This is a genomic window from Micromonospora sp. NPDC005171 (assembly GCF_040608575.1).
Taxonomy (GTDB): domain Bacteria; phylum Actinomycetota; class Actinomycetes; order Mycobacteriales; family Micromonosporaceae; genus Micromonospora.
This window is the reverse complement of the sequence record NZ_JBEXIM010000010.1, coordinates 167,476-186,929: the sequence shown is the minus strand read 5'-3', so window position 1 is coordinate 186,929 and position 19,454 is coordinate 167,476. Positions and strand designations below refer to the sequence as shown.

18 protein-coding genes and 1 pseudogene are annotated in these 19,454 nt (G+C 69.2%); 14 read left to right on the top strand and 5 right to left on the bottom strand.

The genetic code is table 11. The annotated features are described in order from the left end of the window. Window positions 1–82 precede the first annotated feature (82 nt). Window positions 83–232, bottom strand: coding sequence for a hypothetical protein (locus tag ABZU74_RS16165; protein ID WP_355423792.1), 150 nt, complete (start codon window positions 230–232; stop codon window positions 83–85). On the opposite strand from ABZU74_RS16165, the gene ABZU74_RS16160 reads away from it, so the two are divergent. The 4 genes from ABZU74_RS16160 to ABZU74_RS16145 all read left to right on the top strand — a co-directional run bounded on the left by ABZU74_RS16160 (window position 231) and on the right by ABZU74_RS16145 (window position 2,070). Continuing rightward, window positions 231–1,175, top strand: a complete 945-nt coding sequence (locus tag ABZU74_RS16160; protein WP_355423789.1) for an inositol-3-phosphate synthase — start codon at window positions 231–233, stop codon at window positions 1,173–1,175. The genes ABZU74_RS16165 and ABZU74_RS16160 overlap by 2 nt on opposite strands. Window positions 1,176–1,303: 128 nt before the next feature. Continuing rightward, window positions 1,304–1,675, top strand: a complete 372-nt coding sequence (locus tag ABZU74_RS16155; protein ID WP_355423786.1) for a CrcB family protein — start codon at window positions 1,304–1,306, stop codon at window positions 1,673–1,675. Next, window positions 1,675–1,812, top strand: a complete 138-nt coding sequence (locus tag ABZU74_RS16150) for a hypothetical protein (RefSeq protein ID WP_355423783.1) — start codon at window positions 1,675–1,677, stop codon at window positions 1,810–1,812. Before ABZU74_RS16155 ends, ABZU74_RS16150 begins: the two co-directional genes overlap by 1 nt. A gap of 48 nt (window positions 1,813–1,860) precedes the next feature. Next, complete coding sequence (locus tag ABZU74_RS16145) at window positions 1,861–2,070, top strand: CrcB family protein (protein WP_355423780.1); 210 nt, start codon at window positions 1,861–1,863, stop codon at window positions 2,068–2,070. Window positions 2,071–2,128: 58 nt separating this feature from the next. On the opposite strand, the gene ABZU74_RS16140 is transcribed toward ABZU74_RS16145, so the two are convergent. Further along, window positions 2,129–2,995 carry an aldo/keto reductase family oxidoreductase gene (locus ABZU74_RS16140; RefSeq protein ID WP_355423777.1) on the bottom strand — a complete coding sequence of 289 codons (867 nt, stop codon included), beginning with the start codon at window positions 2,993–2,995 and terminating at the stop codon, window positions 2,129–2,131. 140 nt (window positions 2,996–3,135) lie between these two features. On the opposite strand from ABZU74_RS16140, the gene ABZU74_RS16135 reads away from it, so the two are divergent. Then, window positions 3,136–3,585, top strand: a complete 450-nt coding sequence (locus tag ABZU74_RS16135; RefSeq protein WP_355423774.1) for a helix-turn-helix domain-containing protein — start codon at window positions 3,136–3,138, stop codon at window positions 3,583–3,585. A gap of 10 nt (window positions 3,586–3,595) precedes the next feature. Here ABZU74_RS16135 and glgA read toward each other — a convergent pair whose 3' ends face one another. Beyond that, a complete protein-coding gene (glgA, locus tag ABZU74_RS16130; RefSeq protein WP_355423771.1) occupies window positions 3,596–4,801 on the bottom strand; it encodes a glycogen synthase in 1,206 nt (401 codons plus the stop codon). Between the two features lie 72 nt (window positions 4,802–4,873). Between glgA and glgC the strand changes: the two genes are divergently transcribed. Together glgC and pgm are read left to right on the top strand one after the other, a co-directional pair. Further along, the gene (gene glgC, locus ABZU74_RS16125; protein WP_355423768.1) at window positions 4,874–6,106 is read left to right on the top strand and encodes a glucose-1-phosphate adenylyltransferase; all 1,233 of its coding nucleotides are present in this window, start codon (window positions 4,874–4,876) and stop codon (window positions 6,104–6,106) included. Window positions 6,107–6,137: 31 nt separating this feature from the next. Continuing rightward, on the top strand, window positions 6,138–7,781 hold the full coding sequence (gene pgm / locus ABZU74_RS16120) for a phosphoglucomutase (alpha-D-glucose-1,6-bisphosphate-dependent) (RefSeq protein WP_355423765.1): 1,644 nt from the start codon (window positions 6,138–6,140) through the stop codon (window positions 7,779–7,781). 10 nt (window positions 7,782–7,791) lie between these two features. Here the strand turns inward: pgm and ABZU74_RS16115 are convergent, their stop codons facing one another. Both ABZU74_RS16115 and ABZU74_RS16110 read right to left on the bottom strand, forming a co-directional pair. Continuing rightward, window positions 7,792–8,709 carry an NAD(+)/NADH kinase gene (locus ABZU74_RS16115; RefSeq protein ID WP_355423762.1) on the bottom strand — a complete coding sequence of 306 codons (918 nt, stop codon included), beginning with the start codon at window positions 8,707–8,709 and terminating at the stop codon, window positions 7,792–7,794. A gap of 91 nt (window positions 8,710–8,800) precedes the next feature. Next, window positions 8,801–11,908: a M14 family zinc carboxypeptidase gene (locus ABZU74_RS16110; protein WP_355423760.1), complete on the bottom strand. Its 3,108-nt coding sequence runs from the start codon at window positions 11,906–11,908 to the stop codon at window positions 8,801–8,803. A gap of 294 nt (window positions 11,909–12,202) precedes the next feature. Here ABZU74_RS16110 and ABZU74_RS16105 point away from each other — a divergent pair, with 294 nt between their 5' ends. From ABZU74_RS16105 to ABZU74_RS16075, 7 genes and pseudogenes are all read left to right on the top strand, one after another. Then, a complete protein-coding gene (locus ABZU74_RS16105) occupies window positions 12,203–13,636 on the top strand; it encodes a hypothetical protein (RefSeq protein ID WP_355423757.1) in 1,434 nt (477 codons plus the stop codon). A 76-nt stretch (window positions 13,637–13,712) separates the two neighbouring features. Then, a pseudogene (locus ABZU74_RS16100) lies at window positions 13,713–13,904 on the top strand (S-adenosylmethionine synthetase N-terminal domain-containing protein); the annotation flags it as partial. A gap of 118 nt (window positions 13,905–14,022) precedes the next feature. Beyond that, window positions 14,023–15,177 (top strand): glycosyltransferase, encoded by a 1,155-nt coding sequence (locus ABZU74_RS16095; RefSeq protein ID WP_355423754.1) that lies wholly within the window; start codon window positions 14,023–14,025, stop codon window positions 15,175–15,177. 6 nt (window positions 15,178–15,183) lie between these two features. Further along, complete coding sequence (locus tag ABZU74_RS16090; RefSeq protein ID WP_355423751.1) at window positions 15,184–16,296, top strand: glycosyltransferase; 1,113 nt, start codon at window positions 15,184–15,186, stop codon at window positions 16,294–16,296. A gap of 74 nt (window positions 16,297–16,370) precedes the next feature. Continuing rightward, window positions 16,371–17,003, top strand: coding sequence for a hypothetical protein (locus ABZU74_RS16085; protein ID WP_355423748.1), 633 nt, complete (start codon window positions 16,371–16,373; stop codon window positions 17,001–17,003). A gap of 33 nt (window positions 17,004–17,036) precedes the next feature. Next, the gene (locus ABZU74_RS16080) at window positions 17,037–18,107 is read left to right on the top strand and encodes a hypothetical protein (protein ID WP_355423745.1); all 1,071 of its coding nucleotides are present in this window, start codon (window positions 17,037–17,039) and stop codon (window positions 18,105–18,107) included. Further along, entirely contained in the window at window positions 18,104–19,384 is a 1,281-nt protein-coding gene (locus ABZU74_RS16075) for an oligosaccharide flippase family protein (protein ID WP_355423742.1), read from the top strand. Before ABZU74_RS16080 ends, ABZU74_RS16075 begins: the two co-directional genes overlap by 4 nt. Window positions 19,385–19,454: the final 70 nt, after the last annotated feature.

Below are 19,454 nucleotides of genomic sequence, written 5' to 3'. Positions count from 1 at the left end.
AAAGCGCGGCATCGACCCGACCCGGATGCGGCGGTTTCCTGAAACCCGAGTCGATCTAGGCCGGGCGAGGGGTCGAACGGAGTCAGGCGGGCGGGTTCGGTGCCACGAACGACCCCTTGCCCTGGTGTACCTCGATCAGCCAACCGACCGTCGGCCGACCTGTCGTTGGTGATGGGCCGAAGCGGATCACCGCACCGCCGACACGCTCGGGGGTGACGTAGCCTACCGCCATGATCGAACGGGTGAGGGTCGCGGTTGTCGGGGTCGGTAACAACACGTCGGCACTGGTGCAGGGGCTTGCTCTCTACCGCCAGAGCGGCAGCCTGGTCGGAATCCGCAGGCCGGTGATCGACGGGCTCGGGGTGGGGGACATCGACATCGTCGCGGCCTTCGCCACCTCGACGGAGAAGATCGGTCGGGACCTGACCGAGGCGATTTTCCTGGCGCCCAACAATTTCCCTCGGCTGGACTGCGACCTGCCCAAGGCGGGTGTGCCGGTCACAAAGGGCCTCGTCGACGCCAGCGAGGTGCAGCGGGTGGCGGCGGCGCTGGCCGGGGCGGAGGTGCTGCTCTACTCCGCGCCGAGTGGCCGGCCGGAGACCGCCCGCGCGTACGCCGAGGCGGCGCGCACGGCGGGTGTCGCCTTCATCAACACCACCGCCGACCCGGTCGCCCGCGATCCACAGCTGCTGGGCAGCTTCGAGACAGCCGGTCTGCCGCTGCTCGGCGACGACCTGGCCAGCCAGTTCGGCACCTCGGTGTTGCACAACGCGCTGCTGCGGCTACTTCAGGAGCGGGGCCTCACGCTGGTCAGCTCCTACCAGGTCAATCTGGGCGGCACCGAGGACTTCCGCAACCTGGTCGAGAACCCCAACACCAAGAAGCAGTCCAAGCTCAACGCCCTGTCGGCGGCCGACAAGGTGGAGGTGGCCCCACTCGGCTACCTGCCGCATCTCGCGTCGCAGAAGGTGGCTCACCTCAACCTTGAGGCACAGGGCTGGGGTGAGACAGCGGTGAGCCTCGACGTGAAGCTGAAGGTGCACGATCCGAGCGGTGCCGCCGGCGTCAACATCGACCTCATCCGCATCGCGGCCAGCGCGCTACGGAACGGACGTGGTGGTCATTGCGCCGAGGCGACGTCGTTGCTGAAATCTCCGCCTGGAACGGCGATCTGAGCACGTGCACACCGCGTCAGGACGGGGCGGGGGTCGACCGTACGAGTGAGGCTTTGCCAGCCGGCGCGGTGGCGGCGGACGATAGTGCGTGAATGGGTGCATGACAATCCTCGCGATCGTCGTCGGCGATGGCATCGGTGCCACCCCTGCGTTACCTGCTGGGGCTCGGCTTCGCGCCGTCCACGCCACCTGATTTCCCCTGGGTCACCTTCATGATCAACATGGTGGGCGCCTTCGCTCTCGGTGCGGTGATGACGCTGCTCGCGGCGCACCGGCTGCCCGGCCCGTGGGGCAAGCCGTTCCTCTCGACCGGACTCATCGGCGGATTCACGACCTGGTCGCACTTCATCGTCGAGAGCGATCAGCTGATCGGGGCGCGACGCAGCGGAGTGGGCATCATCTACCTCGTCCTGTCCATCATCGTCGGAGTGACAGCGGCGGCGCTCGGTGCCCGCCTCGCGGAACTGCGGGTGGGGCATCCGGCGGGAAGGGGCGCCTGATGTGGGTGGGAATCGGGGTGTTCCTGGCCGGCGGGCTCGGGGCGCTGAGCCGCGCCGGAGTCGACGCGCTGGTGAAGCCGTGGTGGAGCCGGCGGGCCACCGGCTCCAGCAAGGCCTTCCCGCGAGCACCTTCCTGATCAATGTCTCCGGTGCCTTCGTGCTCGGCATCGTCACCGGCTACGCGGGTGAAACACACCGCCGGAGGCGCGCAGGACTTCAACGCGATCGTCGGCGTCGGCTTCCTTGGCGCCTACACCACCTTCTCCACCGAGGAGTGGCACACCCTGGGACTGCTACGCAAGAACGCCTCCGTCGAGGCCTTCAACGTGCTCGGCAGCCTCTGCGCCAGCCTCGTGCTGGCCGCGCTCGGCCTGTGGATCGGCAGCCTGCTCTAGCCCGCGCCAACCTGACCACCACAGCGCGCCCCGGTCGATGGGCGCCACCGACGCGTCGTCAGTTGCCGATCTTGTCCAGGTCGACGAGGTCCTCGTCGGAGAGCGACAGGCCCGCGCCGGCGGCGTTCTCGCGCAGGTGCGCGACTGACGACGTACCCGGAATGAGCAAGATGTTCGGCGAGCGCCGCAGCAGCCAGGCCAGGGCGACCGACATCGGCGTGGTGGCCAACCTGGCGGCCACGGCGGACAGGGCCGCGGACTGTAGCGGGCTGAAGCCGCCGAGCGGGAAGTAGGGCACATAGGCGACGCCCTGTTCGGCGAGCGTGTCGATCAACTCGTCGTCTTGGCGGAAGGCCAGGTTGTACATGTTCTGCACGCACACGATCGGCGCGATCGCCTGCGCCTCGGCGACCTGCTGCGCCGTCGCGGTGCTCACACCGAGGTGCCGGATCAGGCCCTGCCGCTGAAGGTCGACGAGCGTCTCGAACGGTTCGGCGAGCGAGCCGGGTTGCGGGCCCTCGGCGTTGCCGAGCCGTAGGTTGACCAGGTCGAGAACCTCGACGCCAAGGTTCTCCAGGTTCTCGTGGACTGCCCGGCGGAGGTCGTCGGGCTTCCGGGCGGGGGGCCAACCGCCCTGCTGGTCGCGGGTGGCGCCGACCTTGGTGACGATGTGCAGCGATTCGGGGTACGGGTGCAGAGCCTCCCAGATCAGCTTGTTGGTGATGTGTGGCCCGTAGGCGTCGCTGGTGTCGATGTGAGTGATGCCGAGCTGGACGACCTCGCGCAGGACGGCGAGCGCGCCGTCGTGGTCGGCGGGCGGCCCCATGACCCAGGGGCCGGCGAGTTGCATGGCGCCATAGCCGAAGCGGGTGACGCTCAGGTCGCCCAGCATCCAGGTGCCGCCGGGAATTGAAGTGGAGCGCATGTGCGGACCTCGGATTTCAGGTGGAGTGCGGCGCGATCGGTACCGCGCAGGTGCCCGCTTCACTCTGGTCGGGTAACTTCCTATCGGGAAGTAGGCACTTTCAAGTGCGTAACACACCAACCGGTGGGGGAGTGGCGCGGATGGCGACGACGACGGCGGCCCAGCAGAGAGCGCAGACCAAGGAGGAGTACGACGCCTTCCTGGCCGAGTGCCCCAGCCGCAAACTGCTCGACCGGATCTCCGACAAGTGGGTCACGTTGATCCTGGCCGCGCTGGGCAGCGACGGATCCCACCGGTTCGGCGCCGACTGCGCCGGTGAGCCCCGCCCGCTGCGCTACTCCGAGCTGTCGCGCCTCCTGGCCGGCGTCAGCCAGAAGATGCTCACCCAGACGCTGCGCTCCCTGGAACGCGACGGCCTGGTCACGCGCACGGCGACGCCGACCGTGCCCGTCACTGTCACCTACGAGCTGACCGACCTCGGCCTCTCGCTGCACCAGATGATGCGCGGCCTCAAGGGCTGGGCCCAGAACCACATGGACGAGGTGCTCGACAACCGCGCGACGTACGACACCCGCGCCTCCGCGGGATGACCGGGGCGGGTCAGGCCGCCCCGACCGAGCGGTAGACCTCCAGGGTCTGCCGGGCGATGGCGTCCCAGGAGAAGTGCTCCACGGCGCGTCGCCGACCGGCCTGACCGAACCGCTCGGTGCGCGCCGGGTCGCCCAACAGGGTGTTTATCGCGGTCGCCAGATCGGCCACGAATCGGTCCGGGTCCAGTGGGGTGCCGGACCCGTCGGTGGCCTGCTCGATCGGCACCAGCAGGCCGGTCTCGTCGTCGGCGACGACCTCGGGAATACCGCCGGTAGCGGTCGCCACCACCGCCGTCTCGCACGCCATCGCCTCCAGGTTGACGATGCCCATCGGTTCGTAGACCGACGGGCAGACGAAGACCGTGGCGTGCGTGAGCACCTGGATCACCTCGGGCTTGGGCAGCATCTCGGCGACCCAGACCACGCCGGAGCGATTGGCCCGCAGCTCGGCCACCAACCCCTCCACCTCGGCGGCGATCTCGGCGGTGTCCGGCGCACCGGCGAGCAGGACGAGCTGGGTGTCCGCCGGCAACTCCCGGGCGGCCCGCAGCAGGTACGGCAGCCCCTTCTGCCGGGTGATCCTGCCCACGTAGACCACGCTGGGGCGGGACGGGTCGATGCCGAGCCGGTCGAGCACGTCGGTGCCAGAGTCCGGGGCGTACTGGACGGTGTCGATGCCGTTGTAGACCACCCGGACCCGGTCGGGGTCGATCTGCGGGTAGGCGGTGAGCACGTCGTTGCGCATTCCGCCGCTGACCGCGATCACCGCGTCGGCGGCCTCCATCCCGGTGCGCTCGATCCAGGAGGAGAGCGCGTAACCGCCGCCGAGCTGCTCGGCCTTCCACGGCCGCAGCGGCTCCAGGCTGTGCGCGGTCACCACGTGCGGCACCCCGTGCAGCAGCTTCGCGGTGTGCCCGGCCAGGTTCGCGTACCAGGTGTGGCTGTGCACCACGTCGGTGCCGGCCGCGCCGGCGGCCATCTCCAGGTCCACGCCCATCGTGCGCAGCGCGGCGTTCGCGCCGGTCAGGCCGGGCGGTTCGGCGTACGCGGTGACGCCCGGCTCGGTGCGCGGCAAACCGAAGCAGTGCACGCGCACGTCGGCGAGGCGGCGCAACTCCCGAGCCAGGTACTCGACGTGCACGCCCGCGCCGCCGTAGACCTCCGGTGGGTACTCGCGGGTGAGCAGATCGACGCGCAGCGGGGTGGGTTCGTTCATGACCCCGCACCCTAGTGCAGAAGACTCCCCGTACGAGTGGTGAAGTGGGACGCGGGTGGATAGCGTCGGGGCATGGCTGCCAAGGTGCTCGCGATCGTCCTGGCGGGTGGGGAGGGCAAGCGCCTGATGCCACTCACCCAGGATCGGGCCAAGCCGGCCGTCCCGTTCGGCGGGATGTACCGCATGGTCGACTTCGTCCTCTCCAACCTGGCCAACGCCGGCTATCTCAAGATCGTCGTGCTGACCCAGTACAAGTCCCACTCCCTCGACCGGCACATCACCAAAACCTGGCGGATGTCCACGCTGCTCGGCAACTACGTCACCCCGGTGCCCGCGCAGCAGCGTCGTGGCCCGTGGTGGTTCGCCGGCTCGGCCGACGCCATCTACCAGAGCTTCAACCTGATCAACGACGAGCAGCCCGACTACGTGATCGTCTTCGGCGCCGACCACATCTACCGGATGGACCCCCGGCAGATGGTGGAGGACCACATCGCCTCCGGCGCGGCGGTGACCGTCGCCGGCATCCGTCAGCCGCTGTCGATGGCCGACCAGTTCGGCGTCATCGAGGTCGGCGAGGACGGCAAGCGGATCCGGGCGTTCCGCGAGAAGCCCACCGACGCGGTCGGCCTGCCCGACGCGCCGGACGAGATCTACGCCTCGATGGGCAACTACGTCTTCACCACCCGGGCGCTCTGCGAGGCGGTCGAGCGCGACGCCGAAGACAAGACCAGCAAGCACGACATGGGCGGCAGCATCATCCCGATGCTTGTGGAGCGCGGCGAGGCCAACGTCTACGACTTCCGTGACAACGAGGTGCCGGGCAGCACCGACCGGGATCGCGGCTACTGGCGGGACGTGGGAACGCTCGACTCGTTCTACGACGCGCACATGGATCTGATCAACGTGCACCCCGTGTTCAACATGTACAACTTCGACTGGCCGATCTACACGGAGCAGCCGCCGTGGCCGCCGGCGAAGTTCGTCCACCAGTGGGGGGAGCGGGTCGGCCGTGCGGTCGGCTCGATGGTCTCCCCGGGTGTGGTGATCTCCGGCTCGCTGGTGGAGAACTCGATCGTGTCGCCGAAGGTGCGGGTGCACTCCTGGGCGCACGTCGAGGGTTCGGTGTTGATGGAGGGTGTGGAGATCGGCCGGCACGCTGTGGTCCGGCGGGCCATCCTGGACAAGAACGTGTTCGTCCCGGAGGGCGCCGAGATCGGCGTCGACCTGGAGAAGGACCGGCAGCGCTACACCGTCTCCGACAACGGCATCGTGGTGATCGGCAAGGGCCAGAAGGTCGAGCCGTGACCGACAGGTACTCCCCGAGGAGGATCCCGCAGTGACCCACCCCCGTGCCGGCCAGCCCGCCGAGCCCGCCGACCTGGTCGACGTGCCGCGCCTGGTGACCGCCTACTACGCCGAGCATCCGGATCCCGCGGACCCGGCGCAGCAGGTCTCGTTCGGCACCTCCGGCCACCGCGGCTCCAGCCTGCGCAACGCGTTCAACTCCGACCACATCCTGGCGGTCACCCAGGCGCTCTGCGACTACCGGCGCGAGCAGGGGCTGGACGGGCCGCTCTTCCTCGCCCGGGACACCCACGCGCTCTCCGCGCCGGCCGCGGTGGACGCCCTGGAGGTGCTCGCCGCCAACGGGGTCACCGTGCTGGTGGACAGCCGCGACGGCTACACCCCGACCCCGGCGCTGTCGCACGCGATCCTCACCCACAACCGGGGGCGGACCAGCGGGCTCGCCGACGGCATCGTGATCACCCCGTCGCACAATCCGCCCGACGACGGCGGTTTCAAGTACAACCCCACAAACGGCGGGCCGGCCGACACCGACGTGACCCGGTGGATCCAGGACCGGGCCAACACCATCCTCGCCGCCGGGCTCAAGGAGGTCCGCCGGATCACCTACGCGCGGGCGCGGGCCGCCGACACCACCGGGGAGTACGACTTCCTCGCCAACTACGTCGACGACCTGCCGGCGGCGATCGACATCGACGCCATCCGCGACGCGGGGATCCGGATCGGCGCGGACCCGCTGGGCGGGGCGAGCGTGGCGTACTGGGGTGAGATCGCGCAGCGGCACCGCCTGGACCTGACAGTGGTCAACCCGACTGTCGACCCGACCTGGCGGTTCATGACCCTGGACGGCGACGGCAAGATCCGGATGGACTGTTCCTCGCCGAACGCGATGGCGTCGCTGATCGCCGCGCGGGCCGACTACCAGATTTCCACCGGCAACGACGCCGACGCCGACCGGCACGGCATCGTCACCCCGGACGCCGGGCTGCTGAACCCGAACCACTACCTGGCGGTGGCGATTCGTCACCTGTTCCGCACCCGCACCGAGTGGGGGCCGGCCGCTGCGGTGGGCAAGACCCTGGTCTCCTCGTCGATGATCGACCGGGTCGCCGCCGACCTGGGTCGGCCGCTGTTGGAGGTGCCGGTCGGCTTCAAGTGGTTCGTGCCCGGCCTGCTGGACGGCGCGGTCGGCTTCGGTGGCGAGGAGAGCGCCGGGGCGTCGTTCCTGCGTCGCGACGGTTCGACCTGGACCACCGACAAGGACGGCCTGCTGCTCTGCCTGCTCGCCGCCGAGATCCAGGCCACCACCGGCCGCAGCCCGAGTGAGCACTGGGCGGAGTTGGCGGAGCGTTTCGGCGCCCCCGCGTACGCCCGGATCGACGCCCCGGCCACCCGGGAGCAGAAGGCCGTGCTCGGCAAGCTCTCCCCGGAGCAGGTCACCGCGACCGAGCTCGCCGGTGAGCCGATCACCGCGACGCTGACCACCGCCCCCGGCAACGGGGCACCGATCGGCGGCCTCAAGGTCAGCACCGAGTCCGGCTGGTTCGCCGCGCGGCCGTCCGGCACGGAGGACGTCTACAAGATCTACGCCGAGTCCTTCCAGGGCCCCGACCACCTCAGGCAGATCCAGGAAGAAGCCAAGAACCTGGTGGACAGCGCCCTGGCCCAGGCCTGAGCCTTGTTGGTCAACAGGGTGGGGGTATTTCCTTTCGGGTGCGGCGCAACTCCTCGGGGAGCAGTTCGCGAAGCTGCTCGGGTAGGAACGGCAGGTCGAGCAGGGTCATCTTCAACTGGTTGCGTTCCTGGTAACGCAGCGGGTCGAAGCGCACCACCAGGCCGGCGTTGGGGCGGTAGTTGATTCCCACCGCTCCCTCGGTGGCCGGGTCGCGGAACACCAACCCGTCCATCTCGACCACCACCGGGGACGAGTCGGGCTCCAGCTCCAGCCGGATCTTCTCGTCGGGTGAGAGCACCACCGACCGGGAGATGCCGGCCATCGGCGCCGACGGCGTGATCACCATCGAGTCCGCCGCCGGGGAGATCAGCGGGCCGCCGGCGGCGTAGCTGTACGCCGTCGAGCCGATCGGGGTGCTGACCACCACGGCGTCGCACCGGTAGTAGCCGTACTGCTGACCGTCGATGGCGAGTGTGACGTTGACGAAGCCGGAGCCGGGCTGGCGCACCAGCGCGATGTCGTTGAACGCCACCACGTCGTCGCCACACACGTCGCAGGCGAGGCAGGCGTGCGACTCGATGGTGAAATCCTTCGACAGCAACCGGCTCAGCGCATCAGGCAGATCCGGCGGCTCGATCTCGACGAGAAAACCCACACGACCCAGGTGCACGCCGAGCACCGGCTTCGGGTCGAGGACGGCGGATCGCAGCGCACCCAACATGGTGCCGTCGCCGCCGACGCTGATCAGGGCGTCGGCGCGGGTCGCAACCTCGTGTTCCGGCACCGGCACGATGCAGGACGAGACGCGGTGCTGGTCCTGCTCGCGCACCATCAGCGTCTTGTGGTGACGCTTCGCCCACCGTTCGATGATCCCGACCACCTCGGTGACATCCCGGGTGGGGTGCAGCACAAGTCCCAGCCCCGACACCTGTACAGCTCACCACATCCGCGGCGACCGTACCCGGCGTACACCGAAGGTGCGCCGACGGTCCGCGGACCGTCGGCGCACCTCGCCGCCATCAGGGGCGGGACTGCCCGGTGAGGTGGGTCAGCGAGCGGGCGACCAGGTCATCGCGGGCCGCCGGAGGCAGACCCTCCAACCCGAAGCCCAGATACACGGTGTCCCCGGTGACCACCACCGAGCCCTCCTCGAACGCCTGCTGGCTGCGCGACCAGTCGTTGGCGTTGCCAGCGGAGCCGGGCGGCGGGCCGGCCACCGTCCAGCCACCCAGGTCGGCCGACTCGAACGAGGTCTCCGCCACTGTCGACCCGTCCACCAGCACCCGGGCGTCGTCCAGGAAGACACCGAGACCCTGGGTGCCCCAGTCCGAGGCGTACGTGATCGACACCTCGACCTGCTTGCCGGCGTAGCCCGACAGGTCGACCACGAACTCCTTCCAGCCTCCCGACGACCCGGTCGCCGCGTTCCAGCTGCCGGTGCTCCCGGTGGGGGAGCAGTCCGCACCCTGGTAGTGCGCGAGGAACGGGTGCAACTGCTCCACCCAACCCTCGCCGCAGCTGTCCCCGGTGACCGTGCTGGTCTTGCCGTTCGCGTCCGGCAGGGTCGTCCAGTCGTCGCTACTCACCTCGTGTGCCTCGACGAACATGAAGTCCCAGTCCTGCTCGATCTCGTAGGAGGTGAAGAAGCGCAACTCTGCGCTGCTCGCCCCGCTGAGGTCCACCGTGCGCGTGAGCCGCTTGTACGACTCGTCGGTCTGCCCGCTGTACAGGTACCACTCACCCGTACGCGGATCGAACGGCGCGCCGCCTGGTCGGGTCCAGTCCACCGGTGCGGAACTGGCGAACTGCGGGAACTCGTCCGGCGGCAGGAAGCTCGACGTGGTCAGGAACGACGCGGTGTGCGCCTGGTTCTCCGCCGAGCCGGAAGCGTTCAGCTGCCCGGTGAAGCCGGTGAACGCCGCGTCGGTCCCGGCGACCGGGAACGGTTCCCCCTCCGGGCTGGTGCCGCCGTCGCTGACGTAGGTGTGCGCACCCAGCCAGTACTGCTGGAAGTCGTTCAACAGCGGCAGACAGCTGGCGGCCTCGGCGTCGGTGCACTCCGGTGGTGCGTCCGGGTGATAGACGTACGACCCGTTGGCGCCCTGCGCGAACAACGCGTACTGGCCGCTGACCAGCAGTTTGCCGCCCTCGTTCAGGTAGTCCCGAACGGCCAGCTCGGTTTCCAGCGCCGCCCTGGCCGTCGTGCCGGCCACCTGACCGGGGGAGCGCAGGATGACGTCGTCGCCGGTCTCCCAGACCACCGCCTTGTAGTGCGACAGCACGCCGAGCGGGTGCGGCGCCTTGCGGCCCATCGCGTCGAAGTCGTACACGTCACTGCTGCGCCCGGCGGCGCTCAGCGACGCGGCCACCTCGTCGGCGTACTTCGCGGTGGTCCCGGTCTGCGCCGGGCTGAGGCCGGTGACGTCCTCCATGGCGAGAACCAGCACGTCGCCGCCGACGTCGTTGTGCACCCGGTAGGTGAAGTGTTCGCTGGTCACCACCCCGGCACGCGGTTTGTTCCCGGTGAACCAGACCTCCACCCGGTCGCCCGGCCTCGCGCCGCTGACAGTGCCCCGTAGCTCGGCGTAGTAGTCGTCGTGTGTGTCGCCGTACCGCTCGCCGCCGCGCCACTCGCGGACCGCGACCGTCTTCGGCCGCCCACCGTTGACCGTGTAGTGCATCCGCACGTTCTTCAGCGCCCGACGGGTGATCGAGGCGACCTGCTGGGTGCGCCCGTACGACGTGTCGAAGGCGTCGACCACGAAGTCCGGAGTGCTCCGACCGACCACCGAGACCGGGTCGTCCGGGTCCGCCGCAGACCGGGCCACGGCCAACGCGAACGGTAGATTCTTGCTCACCTCGCCAGCGATCAGCGCCTCGTCGTCGGGGAAGATGAAGCCGCTGACGCAGTCCTCCGGGCGCCACTGGTCGTCCGGGTCGACCGCCGAGGCGGCCTCGCAGGTGGACATCTCCGGCGTGAAGCCCAACGTGCCGTACCTGACGGTGGCGTGACTGTCGGTGTCACCGTTTGTGGTGTACAGCTCCGCGGAGATGTCCGGGTCGTAGCCGGGCACCGCCGGGTGCGCGTCGTCACCGGCCATCGCCTTGTAGATCTCATCGTCCGGGGTGGGGGTGCTCACCTGCCAGCCGACGCCGTAGAGCAGCAGCTCGGCTGCCGAGTGGTAGTTGACGAAGAACTCGAACCCGACCCGCTTGAAGAACCGATCCAGGGCTTTGGTCTCCGGCTCCGAGTTGGGGCCCGGGCCCCGGTAGGTCTCGCTGTTCGGCTCCGGCGACGAACCCTCGTTGTCGTACCCCCACTTGTAGCTGAAGTTGCGGTTGAGGTCGACGCCGTCGCCCGAGGTGATCTGACCGTCGCCGTTGTTGTCCCGCAGGTTCTTGCGCCACAGGCGGTTGCCGGGGGTGAAGGTGTAGTCGTAGCCGTCCGGGTTGGCCACCGGCAGGAACCACAGCTCGGTCGTGTCCAGGAGTTTGGTGATCTCCCGGTCGGTGCCGTAGCTGTCCAGCACGTGGTGCATCAGTCGGCGGGTCATCTCCGGCGTGATCCACTCGCGGGCGTGCTGCGCCCCGGCGTAGAGCACAGCGGGCCGCTTCCCGTCCGCGACGGTCCGCGCGTTCCTGGTGACCTTCACGGCGACGATCGGCTGCCCCTGCTGGCTGCGCCCAATGGTCTCCACCTTGGTCAGCTTGGGATACCGGGCCGCTGTGGCGTTCAGCTCATCTCGCAGGCCGCCCGGCTCACCGTAGGGACGGAAGCTCGTCCAGCCGGCCGCGGCCTGCTCCCGCAGCGCCTGCGACGCGTCCTTGCCGCGCACCTTCTTCACCGACAGCGGTACGCCCTTGTCGGTCAACCGCTTCGCCTGCCGTCGGCTGAGGACCGTCTCGACAATCGTGCGGCCGGACGAGTCCGTCTTCGCGTCGTGGCCGAGGTCGACCCCCGCCGCGCGCAGTTGCTCCCGCTGTTTCGCGTCGACAGTGCCGACGTACACCTCCAGGCCGTCGCGGACGCCCGGGTCGGACGGTGGCCGCGCGTTGGCCGGTGGGGTCAGTGCCAGTGCGCCGAGCAGGGTGACCACGCCGGCGATCGCCAGTCGTCTCGGTCTCATCGCGCCTCCTTGGGTGAAGGACCTGTAGGCGCGAGCCTTCGGTGCGGACTGATCGCTGTCAATCGGTCGATGGGTGGGTCGTGGCTGCCCGTGTCGGCGTCGCTCCCTCGCGTGACGGCCGGGACGGAGTCGGGTCGGTCGGATCAGGTCGGATCAGTGAGGTTGATCGGTCGGCCGATCTAGGACCCTCGGTGCGGGCGATGTTCCGCGCCCGGTAGGGGCGCGGGTAGAAACGGCGGGCCAAGAATGTGAATCAGGCATCGAGTGGTAACTGTTCCGATACGCTCCGCTGCCATGGGGACAATCCATATTCCGGTCACCCGTTCGGCGCCGCCCTCCCGCCCGCGCGCCGCCGGGGTGCCCCAGTTCGTGCAGAATCTGGCCGCCGGTGTCGCGTGGCTGGCGGCAGGGGCTGCCTGCTTCGTCCTCGACCCAGCCTTGGAAACCGACTGGCACCGCGAGGCCACCGTCGCCCTGAGCCTCCTCGCTATCCTTTTCGGTACCTGGGTGTTCTGGCGACACGGAGGCACCCGGATCACGGCGGTGGGGATCTACAACCTCGCCTTCGCGGTCTTCGTCGGCTTCGGCGGTTTTTACCACAGCATCAAGAACGCGATGACCGACCCCGGTATCCCGTTGTTCACCATTGTCGCCGTCTGCTTTTTCGGCCACGTGCTCACCTGGATGCTGTTCTGGGGCGATGGTCCGCCCTCCAGGGCCCGGTCCGACGCCGCCCGGGTGGATGCGGGCACCGCAGGGTGGGCGTTCACCTTCGGGCTGCTCCTACTCGCCGTCGCCGTCATCGCCTCGCTGGTCGCTGCCGAGACCGAGTTCACGGCGAAGCCGGTCGGCTTCGTCGGCGTCGTGTTACTGGCGACCGGTCTGCTGCGCGGCCCGCTCGGTCGATGGAAGGTGCTGTGCGGTTCGGTGTGCGCCGTAGCCTTCACCGTCTATTTCTTCTATCTGTTCAACGGATTCGGACGCATCGTCCTCGGGTCGCTCGCCCTAGCCTTGTTGGTCATCCTGGCTCATGGCGACAGGCGGCGCTACACCAAAGCGCTCGTGGTCCTCGGTGGAATACCGGCGCTGCTGTTCCTCGCTGCTCTTCGCGCCGGTGGGGCATCCTCGGACGTGGACAGCGATGGCTTTGGATCGGCCGTCAGCCCGATGTCCGCGTTTGCCGAACTCTGGCAGATGAACACCATCGGGCTCCTGCCCCGAGGGTGGGGCGAGACCTTCTTCGCTGCCGTGGTCGCCCTGGTGCCCCGCGCGTTCTGGCCCGACAAGCCAGTCGGCTTCGGTTATGAACTGGTGCCTTACCTCGCGCCCGGACTGGCCGGCACCGGCCATTCGGTGGCGGCCCTCTGGTACGGCGAGTGGCTGTTCAATTTCGGTGTTGTCGGCGTGGCGGCGATGATTCCGGTGACCGGTCTCGGTGTGTCTGCCATCGACCGGTTTCTGGATCGTGCATCGTCCCGGCCGTTGACCACGCCCAAGGCGCTCGGCGGTTACGTCGCGGGAATTCTTCTCGCCGTCGGCCTCTTCGATCTGGTCTGGGTGGGTGGCTTCACCTACATGACCCGTACCGGGCCTCGGTTGGTGGTTCTGGCCATGCTGGTAATTGCGACGGCATGGCTTTCCCGTCGTCCGACCGAGCCGGAAGCGATGCTCGGGACGATCGCCCGCGCCCGACGGGAGACGCCAACAGTGAACGCCCGGGCCAAGTAACTAATCGTACGGCAACTCGTTGGTCAATTGCGCCAGCGCTTGCCTTATTGCGCATTTTCACCTCAGGGGAGTGATCGTGTCAGGCCGCCTTCTCACGTCCGAGCCAGTCACCGAGGGGCATCCTGGCAAGCGTGGTGACCAGATCAGCGACGGCATCCTGGACGCGTTGCTCACCATTCCCGAGATCGTTCGCCGGCTTATCGTGCAATACGATTCCTCGGCCAGAGAATTTGACGACGTCTCCTGTTCATCCAGCACGTTGGGCACCCAGGGTGCCGGCCGCGCGATCGCCCTCAAGTCCAGTGCCCTCTGAGCACGACTACCGGGTGCTGGCTACGTCGGCGTACTTCGAACCCGGTTACCGTGCCGGCGGTCCGGTGCGATCCATGACCAGCATGGTCGACGAGTTGCCGTCGGACGTGCGCCTGACGCTGGTCACCAGTGATCGTGATCTGGGCTGTCGGGAGCCATATGCGGGTCTTTCCGGAGTGTGGACGACGCGGTCCCGGTCCCGGGTCTTCTATCTGGACCGCCGTAGCCCGCGGCACTGGTTGCGGATCTGGCGCGCTCAGCGGTCGGAGGGCCCGTTCGACCTGCTCTACGTCAACAGCGTCTGGCAGCCGACCTTCTCCTTGCTGCCGGTGCTGGCGGCCATCCTGGGGCTGGTTGCCGCGAAGCGGATCCTCATCGCCCCGCGCGGAGAGTTCTCGCCGGGGGCACTCGGTATCCGGTCGCGCAAGAAGCGGCTGTTCCTGGCCCTCTGGCGTCGGCTCCTGGGTCGGCGGGATGTCCTGTGGCATGCGACGAACGATCGCGAGGCCGCGCACATCCGCGCACTCGTTCCTGGCGCGCGGATCGTGCTACGGGCGAACCAGACGCTGCTACCGGTGGATCCCGCACCGCCAGTGGAGCACGAGGACGCTCGCCTACGACTCGTCTTCATCAGCCGCATCACGCCGATGAAGAACCTCGATCTGGTGCTGCGGGCCCTGAGGTCGGTCACCCGACCGTTGAGTCTCGACATCTTCGGGCCGGTGGACGACCCGTCGTACTGGCGGGAGTGCCAACGGCTGTGCGACGAGCTACCCGCCACAGTGACGGTCCGGTACCGCGGTCCGGTGCCTCCGGCAGAGGTCCGCGCCACCTTCAGTCGCTACGACGCTTTCGTCCTGCCCACCCGCGGGGAGAATTTCGGGCACGCCATCGCCGAGAGTCTGTCTGCCTCGTGCCCCGTGGTCTGCTCGGCGGAGACGCCGTGGACTGATGTCCTCGAAGGTGGCGGCGGCGTCGTCCTCCCCGCGATCTCCGCCGCGGAGTTGAGCCGGGTCATCGAGCGCATGGCGGCCGACGACGTCGCCGGGCGTCACGCGAGGCGGGTCGCGGCTGGCGAGGCCTACCGCGCCTGGCGGGCCGGGCAGGAGACGCACAGCGTGATCGATCTCGTACGCGCTGACGCGTTCGCTGATGTGACCGGTCCACCAGCGCAGGGGCGCGCTGTCCACGCGTCGAGCGGCACGACCGCCGTCCGGGAGAGGAGCTGACGCATCGTGGCGGAGGTGCTCTTCATCGTGGAGGTGCCCACTCCATACCGGAATCCGGTGCTCGACCACCTGCATCTCGCGGGTATGGATGTGCGCGCTCTCTATCACCGGGGCGACGCGGGTCGTGGTTGGGGTGCGGCCGTGCCGGCTCATCCGCATGAGGTGGTCGACGGCGGGGCGGCGTCGAGGTGCGTGGCTCTGGTGCACGCCGCGCTCCGCCCCGACCTGAAAGTCGTCTGCTGCTTCGGCTACGCCCGGCTCGCGAACGTCCTCGCCGTCCTCGCCGCCCGGCTGCGCGGCGCCCGGGTGGTGCTCCGCTCGGACAGCAACTGGCTCGACGAGCGCCGACGCCCCGCAGTACGACGATGGGGGAAGCGGCTGCTGCTGCGGGCGATCTTCGGGCCGCAGGCCCGGGTGTGGACCGTGGGAGCGCAGAACGACCGGTACTGGGCGGAGTACGGCTTCGGCAACCGGCACCTGATCCCGTTCGGTCTGCCCAGTCCGCCCGTCGCGAGCCCGGAGCAGGCTTCGGCGCTGCGGACCCGGCACGCCCTCGGCGACGGGCTCGTCATCCTGTTCGTGGGGCGACTCGCGCCTGCCAAGGGATTGGACACCCTGCTGTCCGCCTTCGCGGTGTTCGCCGATTCCACTGCGCGGCTGGTGATCGTGGGACAGGGGCCGCAACGATCCCTCGTCGACCGCGCTGCCGCCGCCGATTCGCGCATTCGAGTCCTGGGCGCGCTGCCGCAGGACGAACTCGGTCCCGTCTTCGCGGCGGCCGATCTCTTCGTCCTGCCGTCGCGCTACGAGCCGTGGGGTCTTGTTGTCGCAGAGGCGCAGGCCAACGGCGTGCGGGTCGCTGTCAGTGACGTCGTCGGATGTCATGCCGATCGCGTCACCACTGACAACGGTTGGGTGTTTCCGGCAGGCGACGCCGACCGGCTCGCCGAGGTGTTCGCCGAGGCGCGCGACCTGAAGAGCCTGCATCGGATCCGCGTGCCGGCGACCCCGGCCTTCAACGCCGGCCCGGCCATGGCCGCTGAACTCATGTCGATGGGTGCCCAGGTGACATCGAGAAGGCGACTCCCGGTGCCGGAATACGAGAACGAAAGGTGTTGAGTTCGATGAGACGTCCTTCGGTGATGGACAGGGTTCGCGCGCGTGTCCCCGGCATACCACGGAGCGGGCGGGAGGTGCTCACCTCGCTGCAGGTGCTGTCGACCCTCAGGGCGAAGGGTTGGCACAGGTCGGTCTCGGGCGGGGCGCCGAGCGGCTCGGACGGCGAGCCACGCCCCTGGTTGACCTACGCCGCGATGCACTGGCTCGCCACGCACGTCGGCGCCGATCGCCGCGTGTTCGAGTACGGTGCCGGCGCCTCGACCGCATGGTTCGCCGACGCGCTGCGGGTGCGGGAGATCGTGGCCGTCGAACACGATGCCGACTGGTTCCGCCGGGTCCCGCAACCTCGCCACGGTCGGGTCATGTACGTGCCCTGCGACGGAACCTGGTGGGACGCGGACGACGCCGCGCCCTACGTACGGGCCATCGAGGCAGGCGCGCCCTGGGACGTGATCATCATCGACGGGAGGGCGCGGACGACCTGCTCCCGCATGGCGCAGGAGTACCTGACCCCCTCGGGGCTGGTGGTGCTCGACGACACCGATCGCCCGACGACCCGTCCGGCGGAGCGCGCCCTGACCGCTCAGGGTTTCGGCCGGCTGGACTTCTGGGGCTTCAAGCCCGGGTTGGGTGTCGACGCCTGCACGACGCTGTTCTGCCGCGACTTCAACGCGTGGATGGTGCCGGCGACAGACACCGTCCGCTAGTGCTGGCCAGCTTGGGCGGAAGGAGGCGCCGAGATGGCTGAACGGGTACTGATCGTTGCGCAGGCTCACGAGGGGCATCGGTTGATGTATGTCCGCCTCTTGGCGGCCGCTGCCCTGGACCGCGGCTACAGCGTGGTGCTCGCCCTCACCCGGCCCGGCCTCCGGTCCACGGAGCATCGGCTGCACCTTGCCGCCGTCGCCGACCGCTGTCGACAAGTGGCGCTGGCGGATCCGTCGCTGAACGTCGCAGGTCTGCGCCAACAGGCAATGCGGTACGGCTGCACCCGGGTTCTGGTTCCCGACGGCGACCGGTTCGCGATCCGGCTCGGGATGCGGGGCTGGCCGGCGGCCCTGCCGATCGTCGTACTGGTCACTCAGGACCCGCGCTGGAACACCGACAACCGGCCGTTGGTACGCGCCCGCTTGAAGGCGAAGGATTTCATCCTGCGGCGCACCGAACGGCTCCCCGGGGTACGGCTGCTGTACCTGTCGGACCATTCGGAAGCGGGTCGGAAGGCTCGTCCGGCCGTCGCGCCCGACCCGGTGTTCTTCGACGCGGAGGACCAGGACCCGACCGCCCTGCGTGTCGGGCTCGGTCTCCCCGAGCACCGGTTCGTCTTCCTCGTGGCGGGTAAGGTGTCGGCTCGCAAGAACCTGCCCCTGGTGCTCCGCTGCCTGCTGCGACTGGCGGACCGGCCGGTGGCGCTGTTCGTGTGTGGGCAACTCGACCCATCGGTGCGTGCGGAGGTGCAACCGCTGCTCGGCAGGGCCCGAGCCGCGGGGTTGCCGGTGATTCTGGACGACCGGGTGCAGACCGATTCCGGCATCAACTGCGCGGTGCAGGCGAGCGACTGTGTCATGGTGGCGTACTCCAGCGACCAGCCCAACTCGATGATGGTCAAGGGCATCCGAGCGGGCCGGCAGGTGGTCGTCGCGGGGTCCGACCAGTTGGTGACCTGGGCGCAGCATCTGGGGCTGAGCCTCTGCGGGCCGCTGACCGAGGAGTCCGTGACGGGGCTGATGGAGAAGGCGATCGCCACGCCCGCGCCCGCGCCCCGGGTGGATCTGGGCAGCGACGCGTTCGTCGAGGCGTTCCTGTCATGATCGGCCGCGGCGGCCTCGCGGTTCAGACCGTAACCCTGGTCGTCGCGGGCGCCGGTTCGCAGGCGCTGTACGCGGTCGTCGTCGCCCTGGTGGCGAATCGGGCGGGACCAGCCGCGTTCGGCATGGCCGCCGGCGCGATGGGCATCGGGGGGATGCTGGTCGGAGTGGTGGACTTCGGCTTCAACGCCCTCTCGGTGCGGGAACTCGCTGCTGGTCGGATCACCGAGGAGAGCTACTGGAATCGGCTGTGGGTGCTGTTCGCCGTGGCCATCGCCGTCGCACTCGTCATCTCGATCGCGGCACTGGCGACCCCGTGGCCGGAACTCGGTCTGGTGGTCGCCCTCGTCCTGCTCAGCCGGACGGCGATCAACGGGGTTGTCGTGCCGCTACGAGCTGCCCGTCGGGTGGTGAAGGTCGCCGCGGTTCTCCTGCTGGAGCGCCTGGTGGCGCTCGTCCTGGCGGTCGTGCTCCTGACGACCACCGCCGTCGGCGCGCTGCCGACGCTGTGGTGGTCACTGGTCGGCGGTGCGTTCGCCGCCGTCGCGACCGGCATCCTGCTCGGCGGTCCGTCCCGACTTCGCTGGGTGCCGACCGGCCTGACCGCACCGTGGCGGGCGACGGCGGGGTACGGCAGGTTCTCGTTGGCCGTCAGCGCCACCTCGCTGGACGTCAGTTTGCTCACGGCGACCGGCGGCAGTGCGCAGGCGGGCATCTACAGCGCGGTGTCCCGATGGACCCAGCCCGTCCAGTTCTTCGCCCAGGCGTACTCGTCCGCCGCCGCACCTGCCATCGCGCAGGCGTCCTCGTCCCGGGCGGCGCTGCAGGCGGTGCGCAGATCCCTCTGGCTGCTCTGCGGGGCAGTCGTGACGTGTGCCGTTCTCGTCCTGCTCGCACCCACCGCGGTCTCCCTGGTGCTCGGTGACACCTACCGGCAGTCCGCCGACGTGTTGGTGGTGCTGTCGATCGCTGCCGCGGTGGTGGTGGTGAACCAGCCACTCGCGACGTTCCTCCAGGCCCGGGGCCACGAGAACGTGGTGGGGCTCTGCACGGTCGGCACGGTGTCGCTGCAGTTGGTCGGGGTCTGTGTGACGGCCGGCCGGTTCGGTGCACAGGGCGCCGCCTGGTCGTACGGGGTGGGTCAACTCGCGCTGACCGCCCTGCTCGGCGTGTACGCGGCGCTGCTGGTCCGGCGGCATCGGCGCGACGCCGCCGACCAGTCCGCAGCGGGCGTGCGTGAGCCCGTCCTGGCTGCGGATGTTCGCGGCACCGGCATCTGACCCCGCCTGGTGTGTCGACATTAGCCCCTTTGGTGACGTTTCGAAGCATCCTGCTCGCTCGTTGGGCCGA

Coding starts and splice junctions, on each gene's coding strand:
- ABZU74_RS16165 (WP_355423792.1), bottom strand. CDS start 232: ATGGCGGTAGGCTACGTCACCCCCGAGCGTGTCGGCGGTGCGGTGATC.
- ABZU74_RS16135 (WP_355423774.1), top strand. CDS start 3,136: ATGGCGACGACGACGGCGGCCCAGCAGAGAGCGCAGACCAAGGAGGAG.
- ABZU74_RS16155 (WP_355423786.1), top strand. CDS start 1,304: ATGGCATCGGTGCCACCCCTGCGTTACCTGCTGGGGCTCGGCTTCGCG.
- ABZU74_RS16075 (WP_355423742.1), top strand. CDS start 18,104: ATGATCGGCCGCGGCGGCCTCGCGGTTCAGACCGTAACCCTGGTCGTC.
- ABZU74_RS16150 (WP_355423783.1), top strand. CDS start 1,675: ATGTGGGTGGGAATCGGGGTGTTCCTGGCCGGCGGGCTCGGGGCGCTG.
- ABZU74_RS16080 (WP_355423745.1), top strand. CDS start 17,037: ATGGCTGAACGGGTACTGATCGTTGCGCAGGCTCACGAGGGGCATCGG.
- ABZU74_RS16160 (WP_355423789.1), top strand. CDS start 231: ATGATCGAACGGGTGAGGGTCGCGGTTGTCGGGGTCGGTAACAACACG.
- glgA (WP_355423771.1), bottom strand. CDS start 4,801: ATGAACGAACCCACCCCGCTGCGCGTCGATCTGCTCACCCGCGAGTAC.
- ABZU74_RS16095 (WP_355423754.1), top strand. CDS start 14,023: ATGACCAGCATGGTCGACGAGTTGCCGTCGGACGTGCGCCTGACGCTG.
- ABZU74_RS16110 (WP_355423760.1), bottom strand. CDS start 11,908: ATGAGACCGAGACGACTGGCGATCGCCGGCGTGGTCACCCTGCTCGGC.
- ABZU74_RS16105 (WP_355423757.1), top strand. CDS start 12,203: ATGGGGACAATCCATATTCCGGTCACCCGTTCGGCGCCGCCCTCCCGC.
- ABZU74_RS16140 (WP_355423777.1), bottom strand. CDS start 2,995: ATGCGCTCCACTTCAATTCCCGGCGGCACCTGGATGCTGGGCGACCTG.
- glgC (WP_355423768.1), top strand. CDS start 4,874: ATGGCTGCCAAGGTGCTCGCGATCGTCCTGGCGGGTGGGGAGGGCAAG.